General features: G+C 66.6%; 14 protein-coding genes, 1 tRNA gene and 1 pseudogene. 8 read left to right on the forward strand and 8 right to left on the reverse strand.

Annotated elements, in window-relative coordinates; all coding sequences use genetic code 11:
* Positions 1-405: 405 nt before the first annotated feature.
* On the reverse strand, positions 406-1,698 hold the full coding sequence (locus tag CFB18_RS12755; protein WP_159461753.1) for an AAA family ATPase: 1,293 nt from the start codon (positions 1,696-1,698) through the stop codon (positions 406-408).
* Positions 1,699-1,819: 121 nt separating this feature from the next.
* Here CFB18_RS12755 and CFB18_RS12760 point away from each other — a divergent pair, with 121 nt between their 5' ends.
* From CFB18_RS12760 to CFB18_RS12770, 3 genes are read left to right on the forward strand one after another with little or no spacing between them, the layout of a single operon-like run.
* Positions 1,820-3,304, forward strand: a complete 1,485-nt coding sequence (locus tag CFB18_RS12760; RefSeq protein WP_088572181.1) for an FAD-binding oxidoreductase — start codon at positions 1,820-1,822, stop codon at positions 3,302-3,304.
* Positions 3,295-4,557 carry an FAD-binding oxidoreductase gene (locus CFB18_RS12765; protein WP_159461754.1) on the forward strand — a complete coding sequence of 421 codons (1,263 nt, stop codon included), beginning with the start codon at positions 3,295-3,297 and terminating at the stop codon, positions 4,555-4,557. The genes CFB18_RS12760 and CFB18_RS12765 overlap by 10 nt, the downstream gene beginning before the upstream one ends.
* Entirely contained in the window at positions 4,551-4,991 is a 441-nt protein-coding gene (locus tag CFB18_RS12770) for an HIT family protein (RefSeq protein ID WP_088572183.1), read from the forward strand. The genes CFB18_RS12765 and CFB18_RS12770 overlap by 7 nt, the downstream gene beginning before the upstream one ends.
* Positions 4,992-5,016: 25 nt before the next feature.
* Here CFB18_RS12770 and CFB18_RS16620 read toward each other — a convergent pair.
* Together CFB18_RS16620 and CFB18_RS12775 are read right to left on the reverse strand one after the other, a co-directional pair.
* Positions 5,017-5,373: pseudogene (locus CFB18_RS16620) on the reverse strand (DUF5615 family PIN-like protein).
* Between the two features lies 1 nt (position 5,374).
* Entirely contained in the window at positions 5,375-5,617 is a 243-nt protein-coding gene (locus tag CFB18_RS12775) for a DUF433 domain-containing protein (protein ID WP_088572184.1), read from the reverse strand.
* Between the two features lie 114 nt (positions 5,618-5,731).
* Between CFB18_RS12775 and CFB18_RS12780 the strand changes: the two genes are divergently transcribed.
* A complete protein-coding gene (locus CFB18_RS12780; protein WP_200808219.1) occupies positions 5,732-7,048 on the forward strand; it encodes a (Fe-S)-binding protein in 1,317 nt (438 codons plus the stop codon).
* 19 nt (positions 7,049-7,067) lie between these two features.
* Here CFB18_RS12780 and CFB18_RS12785 read toward each other — a convergent pair whose 3' ends face one another.
* The 4 genes from CFB18_RS12785 to CFB18_RS12800 are packed head-to-tail and all read right to left on the reverse strand — an operon-like array spanning position 7,068 to position 11,530.
* Entirely contained in the window at positions 7,068-7,811 is a 744-nt protein-coding gene (locus CFB18_RS12785; RefSeq protein WP_088572185.1) for a glycosyltransferase family 2 protein, read from the reverse strand.
* A gap of 7 nt (positions 7,812-7,818) precedes the next feature.
* On the reverse strand, positions 7,819-8,841 hold the full coding sequence (locus tag CFB18_RS12790) for a glycosyltransferase family 2 protein (RefSeq protein WP_088572186.1): 1,023 nt from the start codon (positions 8,839-8,841) through the stop codon (positions 7,819-7,821).
* Positions 8,775-10,316 carry a baseplate J/gp47 family protein gene (locus tag CFB18_RS12795; RefSeq protein WP_088572187.1) on the reverse strand — a complete coding sequence of 514 codons (1,542 nt, stop codon included), beginning with the start codon at positions 10,314-10,316 and terminating at the stop codon, positions 8,775-8,777. The genes CFB18_RS12790 and CFB18_RS12795 overlap by 67 nt, the downstream gene beginning before the upstream one ends.
* A gap of 5 nt (positions 10,317-10,321) precedes the next feature.
* Positions 10,322-11,530, reverse strand: a complete 1,209-nt coding sequence (locus CFB18_RS12800) for a hypothetical protein (protein WP_088572188.1) — start codon at positions 11,528-11,530, stop codon at positions 10,322-10,324.
* 134 nt (positions 11,531-11,664) lie between these two features.
* On the opposite strand from CFB18_RS12800, the gene CFB18_RS12805 reads away from it, so the two are divergent.
* Positions 11,665-11,746, forward strand: a tRNA-Leu gene (locus CFB18_RS12805).
* 65 nt (positions 11,747-11,811) lie between these two features.
* On the opposite strand, the gene CFB18_RS12810 is transcribed toward CFB18_RS12805, so the two are convergent.
* Positions 11,812-12,984: a glycosyltransferase gene (locus CFB18_RS12810; protein ID WP_088572189.1), complete on the reverse strand. Its 1,173-nt coding sequence runs from the start codon at positions 12,982-12,984 to the stop codon at positions 11,812-11,814.
* Positions 12,985-13,308: 324 nt separating this feature from the next.
* Between CFB18_RS12810 and CFB18_RS12815 the strand changes: the two genes are divergently transcribed.
* Genes CFB18_RS12815 through wecB form a run of 3 tightly spaced genes read left to right on the forward strand, consistent with a single transcriptional unit; the run spans position 13,309 to position 16,599 of the window.
* Positions 13,309-14,400, forward strand: a complete 1,092-nt coding sequence (locus CFB18_RS12815; protein WP_088572190.1) for a DegT/DnrJ/EryC1/StrS family aminotransferase — start codon at positions 13,309-13,311, stop codon at positions 14,398-14,400.
* A gap of 1 nt (position 14,401) precedes the next feature.
* Positions 14,402-15,439, forward strand: coding sequence for a Gfo/Idh/MocA family protein (locus CFB18_RS12820; protein ID WP_088572191.1), 1,038 nt, complete (start codon positions 14,402-14,404; stop codon positions 15,437-15,439).
* Between the two features lie 5 nt (positions 15,440-15,444).
* A complete protein-coding gene (gene wecB / locus CFB18_RS12825) occupies positions 15,445-16,599 on the forward strand; it encodes a non-hydrolyzing UDP-N-acetylglucosamine 2-epimerase (RefSeq protein ID WP_234977059.1) in 1,155 nt (384 codons plus the stop codon).
* Positions 16,600-16,608: the final 9 nt, after the last annotated feature.

Consider the following 16,608-nt stretch of genomic DNA (forward strand, 5'->3'; position numbering starts at 1 on the left):
TGTAACGGAGAGGGCGTGGGCGAGCCCCTGGCACCACCCGAGGAAGCGCTTCGGCATCCTCCAGATACCAACGCTCGATGTGAGGATCCGGAACCGCACAAACCAAGCAGAAAAGACGGGGCTCGATCCGAAACGCTTCCTCCTCCAGCTGACGACGGACTTGCGCAGCGCCCCTGCAATCCCCATCCACTACAACAACCAGCACATCCGGTTGTGGCACCCACCCTTTCCGAATCTCTCTGAGGAATTGTCGCCACTCGCTCCAGACCTTGCTCCCATGAGTTGCGTTCCGAACATCCTCTTCGATCTCTACCCCACACTCCCGGGCAACTCTCTTCGTCAGGCTCCGCACAAAGCGCTCGTGGGCGATATCTTCGAAGAAATATACCACCCGAAGAGCCCGACTCATCCCCAGTCTCCACGCAAGATACGCTGCGAGATCGAGGGCTCCTCCTCCTCCAGCGCCTCGCCCACGGCCGGACGGCGAAAGAGGCCCACAGCTCCCGTGAGCTCCTCAAACGAGCTGCTTCCGTCCCTTCGGACACATCGAATGAGAAGAGCTTCATCGCCCAGATAATCCGGAAGAAGAGGGGAATGCGTGTTGATGAGAACCTGCCTGCGTCGAGAGGCCTCACGCAGCAGGTCTGCGATGATCTTTAATCGCCGGGGATGGACTCCGTTTTCCGGCTCCTCGAGGCCGATGACAGCAGCCGGATTGGAGGGGCTCAGGATCGCAATGAGCCCCAGCAGTCGCAGCGTGCCTTCAGAGATCAAGCGAGCGGAGAAATCCACTCCTCCCTCCCGGATCTTCAAACGGACTTTCCCCTCATCGGTTAGCTCGGTCGAAAATCCCTCCACCGAAGGAACCAGGGCCCGCAGGACGCGCTGCAGGTTGTCAAACTGAAGCGGATCCCGGCGCTGGAGTGTGTAATAAAAGGCGGCGAGATCCCCTCCGGATGAGGTGAGAACCTCCACTTCTTTCACCGGGCTCTCCTCCCGCATCTGACGGGGCTCGAAATAATAGAACTGCCAGCTGGCCAATTCTTCGCGAAAGGCCACTAAGTGGGGATAATGAGGTGGATAAACTGGAAGGGAGACGATTGTATGATTCAACCCGATCTCATATTCCATCGGACGGGCCTGACCCTCCATCCGCAGCCGCAAACGGTTTCCTACCCGCTCCAGAAAGGGACGGCGACGCTCATCGGGGCGCAACTCCCCGCCAACTTCGGTCAAGGCCCGGAGGGATTCATCCTGAACGCGCAGGACTCCGGTCTTGGGGCAGATCGCCACGGTCAGGCGATAGCGCAGAAGACGCTCAGTGATCCGACGAGAGGCTTTGGCCGGGCGTAACTCCCCATTGCCGCCTCGATAGATGTCCATCAACTGCTCCGCACGCCGGATCGCCGTATCGCTCAGCTCCACATCAACTTCCATGGTGAACTCCGCATGATCCCGGCGCAACAGGCCTGCAAGCCCCTCCTCACCATAATAGAAAGCCTCCAGCGGATCCCCCCGGTGCTCCCGAAAGGCATCCGCCAGAGAAGGCCGGGTCGCCATCCGACTGAGCAGCCCGAGGGCATCGAACAGGTTGCTCTTGCCACCGGCGTTGGGCCCAATGATCAGCGTGAGCGGACGGAGGGCCAGCTCCACACCCCGAAGAGACTTGTACCCATCGACCAGAACCCGCCGGATCATCCTTGGCTCCTGGGCTTTCCCTGGCGCTGCTCTTGGCATCTACAGAACACCCCGGATCTTTTCCATTATAATCCAGGTGGAGGATATCTCCTCCCCCCAAAGGCTTAACGGGAGGCGGGATGTGAAGCGGGAAGCGGTGTTGCGAGAGCTGCGGGAAGTTTTCGGGCCCCGCGGGGTGCTGTGGGAAGCGCATCACCTCCTCCTCTACGAATACGACGCCTCCATCGATAAGGGCCGCCCCGATTTCGTGGTCTTCCCCACCTCCACGGAGCAGGTGGTCGCCGCCGTGCGCATCGCCAACCGCTACGGGCTCCCCATCGTGGTGCGCGGCGCGGGGACCGGGTTGAGCGGCGGGGCGGTGGCCGACCAGGGCGGCCTGATGATCGTGACCACCCGCATGCGGCGCATCCTGGAGATCGATCCCGTGAACCTGCGGGCCGTGGTCCAGCCCGGAGTGGTCAACCTGGCCGTCTCTCAGGCCGCCGCCGCTTACGGCCTCTACTACGCCCCGGATCCCTCCAGCCAGAAGGCCTGCACCATCGGCGGCAACATCGCCGAGAACTCCGGAGGGCCCCACTGCCTGGCCTACGGGGTGACGACCCACCACGTCCTCGGGCTAGAGGTGGTGCTCCCGGACGGGGAGGTCATCGAGGTGGGTGGCGCCGCCCTTGACTGGCCGGGCTACGATCTGATCGGGTTGATCGTCGGCTCTGAGGGAACCCTGGGGATCGTGACGAAGGCGATCCTGCGCCTGCTCCCTCAGCCGGAGGCCGTAGTCACCCTGCTGGCCGTCTTCGACACCGTGGACCAGGCCAGCGAGGCGGTCTCGGCCATCATCGCCGACGGCACCATCCCCGGGGCCATCGAGATGATGGACCGCACGGCCATCCAGGCCGTGGAGAGCGCCAAGCGCTGCGGCTACCCTACGGACGCCGGAGCGGTCCTCCTCATCGATGTGGAGGGGTTAACCGAGGGGTTGGAGGATCTGGCGCATCACATCGCCCGCATCTGCGAGCACTATGACGCCCGGGAGGTGCGGGTGGCCACCGACCCTGTCGAGCGGGAGCGCCTGTGGTCCGGCCGCAAGGGAGCCTTCGGGGCCATGGGACGGCTGGCGCCGAGCTACTACGTGCAGGACGGCGTGGTGCCGCGGGATCAGCTGCCCCGCGTGCTGCGCCGTATTCAGGAGATCGGGCAGCGTTACGGCCTGGTGATCGCCAACGTCTTCCACGCCGGCGACGGCAACCTCCATCCCCTCATCCTGTTCGACGAACGGGATCCCGAGCAAACCCGCCGCGTCCTGGAGGCCGGAGCGGAGATCCTGCGGGCGTGCGTGGAGGCCGGAGGCTCCCTCACCGGCGAGCACGGCATCGGCCTGGAGAAGCGGGATCTGATGCCGCTCCTCTTCTCCCCTGCGGATCTGGAGGCCATGGCCCGCATCAAAGCCGCCTTCAACCCCGATAATCGCCTCAACCCGTGCAAGATGTTCCCTTCCACCAAGATGTGCCTGGAAACGTGGAGCCGCCGCCGGGCGCGGATGGCGGAGCCCATCCGCTACCGCGCCGGACCGCCGGAGATGCCCCCGGAGGAGGAGCTGTGGATCTGACGGAGCGCTACCGGCTGGACGGCCGATCCCCCCGATCCGTGATCCATCCCCGCACCGTGGAGGAGGTGGCGGAGGCGCTGCGCGAGGCGGCTCGCTCCGGATGGGCGGTCGTGCCCTGGGGGAGCGGGGCCCACCAGGGATACGGCGAGGCGCCCTCCCGCTATGATTTGGCCCTGGACCTGACCGGCCTCTCCGGGATCGTGCGCCATCGCCCGGCCAACCTCACCGTCCGCGTGGAGGCCGGGATCCGCCTGGCAGACCTGAACGCCCAGCTGGCCGCGCACGGCCAGTGGCTTCCCCTGGATCCCCCGCCGGGGGATTCGGTGACCATCGGAGGGATCCTGGCCACCGGCCTAAGCGGCCCTCTGCGAGCCCGCTACGGACCCCCTCGGGATCTCCTGATTGGCATCCGGGTGGTCCTGGCGGATGGGACCGTCGTCCAGGGCGGTGGAGAGGTGGTGAAGAACGTGGCCGGCTATGACCTGCCGCGGCTCTTCTGCGGCTCCTTGGGCACTCTGGGGGTGATCGTGGAAGCCGCCTTTAAGCTGTGGCCCCGGCCCCAAACCGAAGCCACCGCCCTCTTCGGGTTCGCCCGCGCCGAGGACGCTATGCCCCTCACCCTGGGCCTGCTCCGCCATCCCGGTTTCCCGCTGGCCGTTGAGGTCCTGAACGCCGCGGCCTGGGCGGAGCTCCGCCGGCAGGTCCCGCTTCCCGAGACCCCTGAAGCGCGCATCTGGGTCCTGGTGCGGGCAGGAGGCTGGCCGGCCTCCGTGGAGCGCGTGTTGCGGGACGCTGAAAACCTGGCCGCCGCCGCCCATGCCCGGGAGCGCCTCTCTGGGGACGCGGCGGCTGTCCTCTGGCAACACGTGCCCCGCCTCACTGCCCTGCCCTACCCGCCCCCTCTCGACGGCCTGTGGGTGCGGCTGGGCGTCCTGCCCGCCCAGGTAGCGGAGGCCCTCCGGACGCTGGAAGCGCTTCCAGATGTTCGGGTGATCGGGCAGGCCCAGGGGACCGCGGGGGTGATCTACGCGCGGGCCCATGGGCCGCTGGAGGCGCTTTTGCGATGGGGCGAAGCCCTTCGATCTTTTGCCCTAGCCCGAGGCGGGCACTTCACCCTCCTCAACGGCCCGGAGGCTGCCCGGCGCGCCCTGGGCCTGTGGGCGCCCCAACGGCCCGAGATCGCCGCGATGCAACGGATCAAAGCCCAGCTGGATCCGCACGGACGATTGAGCCCGGGGCGCATGGGATGGTAGCGCGGAAGCCATGTCCGTTCTGTCAGATCGCCCGCGGCGAAGCGGCCGCCTGGATCGTGCTGGAGGATCCCCACTCCGTTGCGTTCCTGGATCACCGGCCGCTGTTCCCGGGACATTGCCTGTTGATCCCCCGGGAGCATTACGAGACCCTTATGGATGTGCCGCCGGAGCAGATCGGACCGCTTTTCCGGAACGCCCAACGGCTGGCGCAGGCGATGGAGAAAGGATTGGGCGCGGAGGGCTCCTTCGTGGCCATCAACAACCGGGTGAGCCAGAGCGTGCCGCACCTGCACATCCACGTGGTGCCCCGGCGCAAGGGGGACGGCCTGCGGGGCTTCTTCTGGCCGCGACAGCGCTACGCCAGCGAGACCGAAATGGCGGAGATCGCCGCCCGCCTGCGGGAAGCGCTGGAAAGCCGGGATGGGGAGCGATAAGGGGGTCCCTTCATCCTGATCAAGATCAAGGTTTTCGAACGCGTAAACCTCGCGCTGTAGCTATAGAGATGCAACCCTGGAGATCTTCAAGCCTTACAGTCCGAAGAACGCGATCCAGTAAGCGAACGAAATTCACTGTATTAGGAGATGGAGGTCGTAAAACAAGAACTCCATGGTGAGATCCGGGAGGATATTTTCTGATATCGCCAAAACCCTTATCACCGGTTATTAAAAAACATTACTGGCTCTGAATCGCGCTCCAGAGGTCTGGATCCTTCCAACCTCCCATGCCCTGTTTATACACAGTTGATGCATCATATCCGTAAGATTCAAGAACTTTTAAGACTGCGTATGGCAAATCTTCGTCGACTTTGATGTGCATTTCACTTCTGTCCAGAAAGCTCGATGATCATCTCATGTTGCAGAAGCTCAGCTACGTAAGCCAGGGCAGCTCGGATATCCTCGCGAGTTAACTGTGGATACTGTTCAAGCAACTCTTCTTCGCTCATGCCATCCGCCAAGCTGCTTACAATAACATAAACGGGAATGCGAGTCCCGCGGATGCAGGGCTCGCCATGGTGCAGCTCAGGATCCACCACAATCCGTCCACGCCATTCTAGGTGCATGAAAAAGCTCCCGGTCAGCAGATCTCTGAACATGATAACGCTGGTAGCCGCGATTCGGCAAGCGGTGCTTGTGCGTTGAACGGCGGCCCTTGATCTCCAGCGGGAGGGACCCATATGGCGGCGCAGGAGACGGTTCGAGAGGGGATGGAGGTGCGGGGGTTCACGGCGGATCACCCGCCGGATTACGGGGAGATCCTCCGCTGCACCCACTGCGGGCTCTGCCTGAACCAGTGCCCCACCTTCCGGGTGCTGGGGTGGGAGCCGGATTCGCCCCGGGGGCGCATCTACCTGATGCGGGCGGTGGCGGAGGGCCGTCTGGAGATCAACCCGGACTTCCGGGAGCATATGGAGGTCTGCCTGGCCTGCCGCGCGTGCCAGACCGCCTGCCCCGCCACTCTGTCCTTCGGACGCCTGGTCGAAGCCGCCCGCTGGCAGGTCCTCCAGACGCTCCCGCTCTCACCCCCAGAGCGCCTGATCCGCGCCGTCGTCTTCGGGGGGATCCTTGCCCATCCAAGCCTCCTGGCCCTGCTCTCCCGCGGGCTGTGGCTTTACCAGGCCAGCGGGGTTCGCGCTCTGATCCGGCGGAACGGGCTGATCACCCGCCTGCCCGCCGCGCTGCGGAACATGGAGGAGATGCTCCCGGATCGCCTCCCCTCCCGCTTCCTCCCCACGGGAAGGCTCTATCCGGCGGCGGGGGAGCGGCGCGGACGAGTCGCCCTGCTGGCCGGATGTGTCATGCGCACCTTGCTGGCCCCCATCCAGGAGGCTACGGTCCGGGTCCTCACCCGTCAGGGATTCGAGGTGGTGATCCCGCGAGACCAGGTGTGCTGTGGGGCGCTGCACGTGCACGCCGGAGAGCGACGGCGGGCCCAGATGCTGGCCCGACGGAACCTGGCCGCCTTCACGCGCGAGGAGGTCGACGCCATCCTGGTCAACGCCGCGGGTTGCGGCGTGGCGATGAAGGAATATGGGGATCTCCTGAAGGATGATCCCCACTGGGCGGAGGCGGCGCGGGCCTTCAGCGCGAAGGTTCGAGATGTGACGGAGTTCCTGGACGCCGTCGGACTGCGGCCGCCGCTGCGCCGCATCGCCGGGCGGGCCGTTTACCAGGACCCCTGTCATCTGGCCCACGGCCAGGGGATCCGCGCCCAGCCCCGGCGTTTGCTGCGGGCGGTTGGATTGACCGTGCTGGAGCTCCCCGACGGGGATCTGTGCTGCGGCAGCGCGGGGATTTACAACATCACCCATCCGGAGATCGCCGATGCGCTGCTCGAGGAGAAAGTGACGCAAATCCGCCGGCTGAACCCCGAGCGCGTGGTGACCGCCAACGCGGGCTGCCTGCTTCAGCTGGCTATGGGCCTGCGTCGCAACGGTCTCTCCATCCCGGTCCAGCACGTGATCGAGGTCCTGGACGAGGCCACGGCCGGTTGAGACCGGGCCGACGTCCGGCTCATCCGGTGTCGACGCGCGCCGCATCCTGCAGCAGGCGATACGTCTCCCAGGTCGCCCGGGCCATCCACCACGCCAGGCGCAGCCCGTGCAGGCCGTCGATGTAGCCCCGCAGCCGGACGAACCGCCGCCAGAACTCCCGGACCATCATCGTCCACGGGGTGTAAGGTTTGGGGCGGACGCCGGCCTGGCGCAGGGCCTGAGCCTCCAGCCAGGCGTAGGCTCGTTGCTTCGCCCGGAACTCCGCCGGAGAGTCGTAGTTGTGATGGATCAGGGGATTGCGGAGGTAGCCCGCCTCTCCTTGAAGGATCACGATCTCATGGACCGGGCGCTCATAGCGCGCGTAGCCCCGCCGGAGGACCCGGAGCTGATAATCCGGCCACCAGCCTCCTCCCCGCGTCAGCCGCCCGAAAAGATAATTCCGCCGGGGAACCCACCACCCCACATAACGAGGATCCCGGATGGCCTCTCGCACCTCCTCGCCGAGTTCCGGTGTGGCCCGCTCATCGGCATCCACGAAGAAGATCCAGTCCGCCTCCACCTGTTCCAGGGCGGCGTTGCGCTGGGCGGCGTAGTTCTCAAACGGATGCTGGAGCACCTCCGCCCCGCAGGCCCGCGCGCGCGCCACCGTGTCGTCCTCGCTGAACGAGTCGAAGACGACGATGCGATCCGCCCAGCGCACGCTCTCGATACACGCCTCGATGAAGGCCGATTCGTTCCGGGTGAGGATGACGACCGCCAGCATCCCCGCCTCACGGGAGCGAGGGGCTTCGCAAGGCCTCACGAGCCATGCGCTGCACCGCCTCGTAAGCGGCGCGCAGCGCCGGCGCCTGAGGATCCGGCGATCGGGCGAGGGCCTGGGCCCGCCGCCCGGCCCCCCAGGCCAGCAGGTTGCAGGCCAATCGGAACTTCCACGCGGGATAGTGCCGACGATACAGCCGCAGCCGGCTGGCCCAGAGGGCCCGGACCATCTCCGGGCGCACCTGACGGGCGCTCGCGCCGCCTGCGTGCACGACGACGGCCGCGGGCACGCAGTAACGCGCCCATCCCGCCCGGGCCATCCGCCAGCACCAGTCCACCTCCTCCGCATAGATCCAGTATCCCTCATCGAGCAACCCCACGGAGCGGATGGCCTCCCCGCGCACCAGCATGGCCGCCCCCAGAGGATGACCGATGGGGAAAGGCTCCCCCCGCGCATACCAGGAGCGGGGATACCGGCCGTTCAGCCGGCTCTCCAGCAGCCGCGGGTGAAGGGGGAAGAGATCAAGGAACAGCTGGGCCAGCCCGGGGAACTCAAAGGCGCTGTGCTGGAAGCCGCCATCCGGATGGATCAGCCGGGGCCCGCAGGCCCCGGCCCGGGGCGTCTGTTCCATAAAACGCACCAGCACCGCAGGAGCCTGCCCCTGTACTTCGGTGTCAGGGTTCAGCAACCAGACATAACGCGGAGCTCCCGGATCCTCTGGGAAACCCATGGCGCGCAGCGCCTGATTGTTGGCGGCCGCGAACCCCCGGTTGACGTCGTTGGCGATGAGCTCCACGGAGGGGAAGGCGCGACGGATGGCCTCCACGGTCCCGTCGGTCGAGGCGTTATCCACCACCCAGATCCGAGCGGGGAGGCCGGAGCGATCCAGGGCGGCCTCCAGGGCGTGCAAAGCCCGCAAGGCCCACTCCCGGACGTTCCAGGTCACCATCACAACGGCCAGCAGGGTCACGGCTGGATGCGCACTCGGATCCGGGATTCGAGGAGCGGAAGCCACGGCCAACCGGGGGGCCATATCCGGATCTCCGGCGGCCGGGCGAGGGGAAGGGTCTGCAACCGTTGGAGCGCGCCGCCCGGAGAGCGCCCCCGCAGCGCGTGGCGGATCTGCGGGATCGACAGGCGCGGGACCGCGCGGCCCTGGGCCTCAAAGGTGAGGAGAATGCGCGGGGTTCCCTCGGGGCCCGTTTCCACCTTCGCCTGCAGCTGGTCGCATCCGGAGAACGTGAACCCCTCCGCCGCCAGCTCGGAGTCCGGAGGAACACGGCGGCTGAGGGCGATCAGCGCCATCGCCCCCACGTCGCTCTGGACCACCTTGTAGCCGGTCACCTGAGCCCGGATCTCCCCTTGCAGGCTGTCCGCTTGCTCTCCGATCAGGCGATCGTAGCTCTCCAACAGCACCCGCACCTGAAGCGTAGAGGGGAGAACGCAATCTTGCGGATCCAGGCCGGCCCGCATCTGCGCGTAGCCCTGTTGCCGAAGCTGGTCCAGAAGGGTCTCGCGCACGCGTTTCTGGTCCTCCGCGGTGACCACGGGCACCGTCTCTATTTTCCCCCCTGAGAGCGGCTCCGGATTGCTCACCCGCAGGGCGAAGGCCAGCGGCCCTTCTACCAGATTGATCTGGTTCGGCCCCACGTTGCCCACCGGCCCCGGCTCCAGGGCCCGCACCCGAGCTTCCGCGGTCGCGCCGAACCCGGCCGGCACCGTCACCGAAGGGCTGATCACGAAACGGACCGCCACGCCCCCGCTGGCGGCCCGAACGATGGTCCCCGCCGGGACTTCCACGGGCTGGTCCAGCTGGTTGACGAGGACCACCGTTCCCTCCGCATAACCGGCCGGTTTCTCTTGGCGGCCCGTGGCCTGGGTCTCCGCCCGACCCTCTACGACGACGGCAACCGGATAGGCGGGGATCGCTCCACGGGCGAGATCTCGGGCGGAGAGACGGGGATCTGCCTCCAGGGTGCCGGTGACCCCAATGGCCTGGGCTTGGGGGTGCAGGATGATCTCCGCCGAAGGGATCAGGAAGACCGCCATCGTCAGGAGGGCGAGCAACCCCAGCGCCCCCACCGCCCGGCTGAGGGAGAGGGCCCAGCGGGGAAGAGGGCGCCGTTTCGATTCCGCCCAGTTTCGCAGGGGCTCCGTAAGGCCCCGGATCGGCGGAGCGGGCTCCACATCCTCCGGACCCCCCCATGGCGCTCGCAGGGCAGCCTCGCGATGGGGAAAGGCGGGGATCCCCAGCTCCCGGGCGGTTTCCCGTCCCTCCCGGGAGGGCGTGACCAAGGCGATGGACTTCCCGAGCCCCTCGGCGAGATGCTGGAGGCGACGCAGAAGCACCGGGCCCATGGCCGGATGCTCCTCCGGGACCTCCAGGACCACCCGCGGGGCGGCTGCGAGGGCGATGCGGAACCGGAGGGAAGCCCAGTCGTCATCCGGCCACACGGTCAGGAACTCCACCCCCTCCCCGGGTTCGCGAGGCGGCGATTCGAGATCCATCTCCCTCATCCGTTCCGACACAGCCGTGCGATCTCCTCAATGGCATCGTTCACGGAAGGAACCATGCGATCCGCGTAGGCCTCCAGGACCTCCGCCTTTGGGCCGGGATGAGGAGCGACCCCGAAGACGGTGAGCCGGATCGACATGCCCAGCTCATACAAGCGACGGACCATCCGGAAGACCCCCTGAATCCCCTTCACCGAATCCTCCACCAGCACCACGTGCCAGGGAAGTTTGGCCCATTTCACCAGAGGCCCCATCAGGGCATTGAAGATCAGCGTTTCGTAAGCGGCCTCCAGCGCGGGGATCTCCTCGATCCCATCCGAAGAGGCAAGGGCCGCGGCGAAGGCGGCCAGGCTGTGGAGGAGATGGGGCTTGGTGGGACTCTCCTCCAGCCCGACCCGCTCGACCAGCCAGAACAGACGCCCGAGGCCGACCGGCCGCCAGTCCTCCAGCCCCACCAATCGCGCGGCCAGCTCCGCCTCGGGTGAGTAAACCGGGAGCGGCGGCGCCCGCTCTCCGTCAGGAGGTTGAGAAGGACGGGAGGTGTAGAACGCAGAGGCCAGACGGCCTTCATACCAGAGATCCAGCAAGGCACGGGTGCCCTCCCGAGTCAGCAACGGCTGATCCCGCTCCAGAAGCCCTTGAGGGACCTCCACCGGGGCCGGACGGCCATAGGTCTCCGCGTAGGTCCGGCTTCCCACCATCCAGGCCTGGAAAACGGCGGTCGTGGGACATGAGAGCCGATGCGTATCCGCCAGCAGATGGAGAAGCAGGGTCTCCAGGGCCTCCGCGCGGGGCAATGAGGGCAGCGCTTCCCGCCGCCAGAGGCGAAGGGCCGCCTGGGAGGGTCGTTCCCCGGGCTGAGCGGCCTCACCGGCCCGCCGAACCCAGGTCACATAATCCGGGCGGATCTGTCCACTGTCCAGGGCGCGATCCGCCAGGCGAACCATCGCTTCCTCGAAATCCGGGACGATCCACTGCCCATCCAGACGGGCCGCCTCCAGCAGGAGGCCGGCCAGGCAGATGGCCGTGGAATCCCACTCGCTGGTCACCCCGGAGGCTTCGAACCATTCGATATCCATCTCGGTCGGAAGCGGGATCTCCCATCCCAGACGTCGGGCGAAGGTGCCCAGGGTCGCCGGGATCCCCTGCTTGTAGCCCACGGGGAGCACCAGCACATCATCGATGTCCAGCAACAGCGCGACGGGCATGGACCTGCCTCAGGGTGCGAATTCCGGAGGGATTCTATCCCGGAAGACGGATGGATCACAAGGGGAACAGGGGAGCCCACCTCGGGCGATCCCATTCCGGCGATCAGGCTATAATTGAAATGAGGTCGCGGAACGGGCCGGTGGCGGAACTGGCAGACGCGCGTGGCTTAGGACCACGTGGGGCAACCCGTGGGGGTTCGAGTCCCCCCCGGCCCATTATGGCACCCCACGAATGACTCGTGGAGCGCCATGGAAAGGGGCGACCCGCCGGGTCGCCCCTTTCAGCTTCCTGCATACACGGCCTCCAGGCGTTCCGCCAGGGCTTCCCAGCGATGATGGGCTTCCACATAGGCCCGCCCGGCAGCCCCCAGGGCCGCTCGCTCCCCCGGGCTGTCCAGCAACCGCAACACGGCGGCCGCGAAAGCTTCCCCGCCTTCCGCGATCACCAGATCCCGTCCAGGGACCGCGCTTAAGCCTCCCTGAACGGGCGGTGTGGCGACGACCGGCGTGCCCATCGCCAGCGCCTCCAGCACCTTGTTCTGGATCCCCACCGCATACCGCAAGGGGCACACCGCCAGCGTGGCCCGGGCCAGATACGGCCGGAGATCCGGAACCGTCCCCACGATCTCCACCCGGGGATCCCGGGCCGCCCGACGCAGCCACGCTGGGGGGTTCCGGCCGACGATCTGCACGCGGACCTCCGAGCGATGGGCCCAGATCCGTGGCATGATGTCGCGGATCAGATCCAGGGCCGCCGCAAGGTTGGCGTGGTAGCTCATCTTCCCTGTGAAGATCAGCGTGGCCGGATCCCGGGGGACCGCCTGAGGGCGGAAGAACTCCAGGTCCACCCCGTTCGGGATGACCGCCAAGGAGGCCCGGCCATCCGGGGCCAGGGCGCGCAACGCCGCCGCGTCCTCGGGTGAGGAGATCAGGATGCGGGGGAACCGCGATAGCCATCCCGCCTCGAACCGCCGCGTCCGTTCCAGCTCCAGACGGGCCAGATAACGGACCCGGGCGGTGGGAGCCAGGACTTGCGCCTGAGCAAACAGGCGGGTGATGCTGTCCACCGCGTCGAAGACCAGACGCTCGGGAGGGACCTCTTGGGCGAAGAGCGCCCCCCGCAGATGCTCCACATGGATCACCTCCCAGCCCTCCCGAAGGCTCTGACGCAGGGCCTCCCGCAGGCCCGGATGATCCGCGTAACCGGCCTGCAACGGCTCCCCCCGTGCCCAGGCGCGCACGGCATTCCAGAGCGTGCGTCCTCGGGAGAGCGGGAAACCGCGCACATCGACCCCGAGCGCTTTCAAGGCCTCCGACGCCGCCTCGCGATCCTCCGGAGGCTGAACCGCCAGCACCCGGATCCGATGACCTCGCTGGGCCAGGGCTTGCACGAACCCGTAGGGCCGGATCCGGATGGGCGAGGGAGGATACGGGAGCACCATCAGGATGCGCATCCTGCGCCTTCCCCCCGCTCACCTGTCATCGAAGCTTTTATACAGCCGTCCGGTTAGAATCGCAGCACAAACGGGTTAGAAACACGCGCCAAGCTCCCAAACCGAGGCTTGGGCCAATCCCCGGGATATAAGGGCGTTGCCTGTTGCCGAAGGCTTACCGCCTTCTAACCCCCTCGATACAGCCTCCCAACCCCCCGCTTTTACAGTGAGGTCAGGATGAAGAGCACGCCTTTGGTGTCCCATTCCTGTTCACGGGAGCGATCGATCGTGATGAATGAAATCGTTCCCCGGGTGTGTGAGATCCCGGCCCCTTCGAGGGTTACGATGAAAATCCCGATGGCGCGTCCGCTGATCGACGAGGAAACCCGCCAGGCCGTCCTGGAGGTGCTGGCATCGGGGCGCCTGGCCCAGGGCCCGCGTGTGCTGGAGTTCGAGGAACGCTTCGCGGAGTGGAACGAGGTGCCTTTCGCCATCGCCGTGTCCAGCGGGACCGCGGCGTTGCTCCTCGCGCTGATGGCCCTCGGGGTCGGCCCGGGCGATGAGGTGATCACCACACCCCTCACCTTCGCCGCCACCGCCAATGTGGTCCTGTTCGTAGGAGCCCGCCCGGTGTTCGCCGACATCGACCCGATGACGCTGAACCTGGATCCCGAGGCGGTGGAGCGACGGATCACCGCCCGCACCCGGGCCATCCTTCTGGTCCATCTGTATGGCAACCCGTGCGAGATGGAAGCGTTTCAGGAGCTGACGGAGCGTTACGGCCTGGCCTTGATTGAGGATGCCGCCCACGCGCCCGGCGCGCTGTATCAGGGAAAGCCGGTGGGATCTTTCGGCATCGGATGCTTCTCATTCTATGCCACCAAGAACATAACCACCGGGGAAGGCGGCATGATCACCACCAGTGATCCTCGCCTGGCCCGCCGTCTGCGGATGCTGCGGGATCACGGCCAATCCGCCAAATACGTCCACGAGATCCTCGGATTGAACTTCCGCATGACGGAGCTCCAGGCGACCATCGGGATCGGCCAGCTGATCCATATCGACAGCTGGAACGCCCGACGTCGGGCTCTCGCCGCCATTTACGATGCTCGACTTCGAGGGGTCGACAAGCTGGCCATCACCCCCCGGAGCACTCCCGTTTATCATCTCTACACCATCCGTGTCCCGGCCGGGCTCCGGGATGTGCTCCGCCAGCGCCTGGAGGAGGCCGGGATCGAGACCGGCGTCCATTACCCGATCCCCCTCTATCGTCAGCCGCTTTATCAGCGTCTGGGCTACAACGATTCCCTCCCGGTCGCGGAGCGCGCCACGCAGGAGGTGCTCTCCCTTCCCATCCATCCCGCCCTCCGCGAGGAGGAAATCCTGTATGTCATTGAGACCGTGAACACGTTGATGGACGAGCTGATGGGAGGTTGAGATGAAACCGGTGCGTGTAGGGGTGGTCGGCGTGGGCTCCATGGGGGAGCGGCACTGCCGGGTGCTGGGATCCCTGCGTGGGGTGGAGCTGGTGGGCGTTTATGACCGCTGTCGTGAGCGGGCGCTGGAGGTGGCTGCCCGCTATGAGACCCGGGCGTTCGCCCGCCTGGAGGATCTGGCCGCCGCGGTGGAGGCGGCCACCATCGCCACCCCCACGCCCACCCATGCGGAGATCGCCCTGGAGCTGATCGAACGAGATGTGGCGGTCATGATCGAGAAGCCCATGGCCACCTCCACCATCGAGGCCATGGCCATCTGCGAGGCCGCCCGCCGTCGTCGCGTCCCGGTCCAGGTCGGCCATATCGAGCGCTTCAACCCTGTCTACATCGAGCTCAAGACCATCCTGGAGCCCATGCGGCCCATCAGCCTAACCTTTCGGCGACTGAGCCCCTACGCGGTCAGCAACCGCGACGCCGACGTGATCTTGGACCTCATGGTTCACGATCTGGATCTCGCCATCGATCTGATCGGCGCCCCGCCGGCCCGCATCTACCCGGTGGGACGCCAGGTGTTCTCCGAAGCGGTGGACTACGCCATCCTGACCATGGAGTTCCCGGGCGGGGAGCTGGCCACTCTCTTCGCCTCCCGGGTGACCGAGCAGAAAGTCCGCGCCATTGAGATCACCGCCGCCGAGGCTTACATCGAAGCCGATCTCCTGAACAAGGGGATCACGGTTTACCGCTACACGATCCCGATCTACACCAACGACAACCAGCCGGTGAAATACCGCCAGGAAGGGTGGATGGAACGGATCGGGATCCCCATGGCGGAGCCCCTGGCTCTGGAGCTCCAGCACTTCGTAGACTGCGTGCGAACCGGGAAGACGCCTCAGGTCTCCGCGCAGGATGGCCTCCGGGTCATCCAGCTGGCGGAACGGATCCGAACGCTTCTGTATCAGGGAGCGGCCGTGGCGCTCCGCTTTCCATCCCTCGCCGCCCCCGTCGGGGCGAATCCCCAGCTTTCGGAGGTCGAACGTTGAAGATCGTGTCCGTGGTGGGAGCCCGCCCCGAGTTCATTCAGGCCGCGCCGGTCAGCCGGGCCTTGCGGCAGGAGCACCACGAGGTGCTGGTCCACACCGGCCAGCACTATGACGACCGCATGTCCCGCATCTTCTTCGAGGACCTGGATCTGCCACAGCCGGACTACAACCTGGGGGTGGGCTCCGGGCCTCACGGCCGCCAGACCGGCGAGATGATGGCCCGCCTGGAGGAGGTCCTGTTCCGGGAACAGCCGGACCTGGTCATCGTGCGAGGGGACACCAACTCCACACTGGCCGGGGCTCTGGCGGCAGCGAAGCTGCATATCCCGCTGGCCCACATCGAGGCCGGCGAGCGCAGCTTCAACAAACGGATGCCGGAAGAGATTAACCGGCTGGTGGCCGACCGCCTGGCCGATCTCCACTTCTGCATCACCCGACGCGCGGTGCAGCATCTGGCCCGGGAGGGGATCACCGAGGGGGTTTTCTTCGTCGGGGATGTGATGCTGGACGCGGTGCGGATCTACCTGCCCCGCGCGCTGGAACGAGCGCCCGCCCTGCTGGAGCAGCTCGACCTTTCGCCCGGCGGATACTTGCTGGTCACCGTCCACCGGGCCGGCAACACCGACTCCCCTCACCGTCTCGCCGGGGTCCTCTCCGCCCTGAACGCCATCCCGGAGCCCATCCTGTTCCCGGTTCATCCCCGGACCCGTCAGGCCCTGTCGCGCTACGGCCTTCAAGCAGCGGATCATGTCCGTCTGATCGAGCCGGTGGGCTACCTGGACATGCTCGCCCTGGAGGCCCACGCCCGGATGATCCTCACCGACTCCGGCGGGGTCCAGCGGGAGGCGTATTTCCTCGGCATCCCCTGCCTCACCCTGCGGGAGGAGACCGAGCTGATGGAGACCGTGGAAGTGGGATGGAATCTCCTGGTGGGGACGGATCCCCGTCGCATCGTAGAGGCATGGCGGTCCTTCCGGCCCCGCGGCCCCCGTCCGCCGCTGTTCGGGGACGGCCACGCAGCGGAGCGGATCGCCGCGGTGCTCCGCCAGAGCCCTCCGCGCTTCGGCCAGCACTACCGCTGGCCGGATCAAATACGGCTGCGGACGTTCGAGGACCGAGAACTTTCCCTGATCCCTTCCCCGGGTTGGGGATCCGGCTGAAGCGCCCCA

Origin of the sequence: Thermoflexus hugenholtzii JAD2, assembly GCF_900187885.1 — a bacterium.
Classification (GTDB): domain Bacteria; phylum Chloroflexota; class Anaerolineae; order Thermoflexales; family Thermoflexaceae; genus Thermoflexus; species Thermoflexus hugenholtzii.

Coding starts and splice junctions, on each gene's coding strand:
- CFB18_RS12755 (WP_159461753.1), bottom strand. CDS start 1,698: ATGATCCGGCGGGTTCTGGTCGATGGGTACAAGTCTCTTCGGGGTGTG.
- CFB18_RS12770 (WP_088572183.1), top strand. CDS start 4,551: ATGGTAGCGCGGAAGCCATGTCCGTTCTGTCAGATCGCCCGCGGCGAA.
- CFB18_RS12775 (WP_088572184.1), bottom strand. CDS start 5,617: ATGCACCTAGAATGGCGTGGACGGATTGTGGTGGATCCTGAGCTGCAC.
- CFB18_RS12780 (WP_200808219.1), top strand. CDS start 5,732: ATGGCGGCGCAGGAGACGGTTCGAGAGGGGATGGAGGTGCGGGGGTTC.
- CFB18_RS12785 (WP_088572185.1), bottom strand. CDS start 7,811: ATGCTGGCGGTCGTCATCCTCACCCGGAACGAATCGGCCTTCATCGAG.
- CFB18_RS12790 (WP_088572186.1), bottom strand. CDS start 8,841: ATGGCCCCCCGGTTGGCCGTGGCTTCCGCTCCTCGAATCCCGGATCCG.
- CFB18_RS12795 (WP_088572187.1), bottom strand. CDS start 10,316: ATGGATCTCGAATCGCCGCCTCGCGAACCCGGGGAGGGGGTGGAGTTC.
- CFB18_RS12800 (WP_088572188.1), bottom strand. CDS start 11,530: ATGCCCGTCGCGCTGTTGCTGGACATCGATGATGTGCTGGTGCTCCCC.
- CFB18_RS12810 (WP_088572189.1), bottom strand. CDS start 12,984: ATGCGCATCCTGATGGTGCTCCCGTATCCTCCCTCGCCCATCCGGATC.
- CFB18_RS12815 (WP_088572190.1), top strand. CDS start 13,309: ATGAAAATCCCGATGGCGCGTCCGCTGATCGACGAGGAAACCCGCCAG.
- CFB18_RS12820 (WP_088572191.1), top strand. CDS start 14,402: ATGAAACCGGTGCGTGTAGGGGTGGTCGGCGTGGGCTCCATGGGGGAG.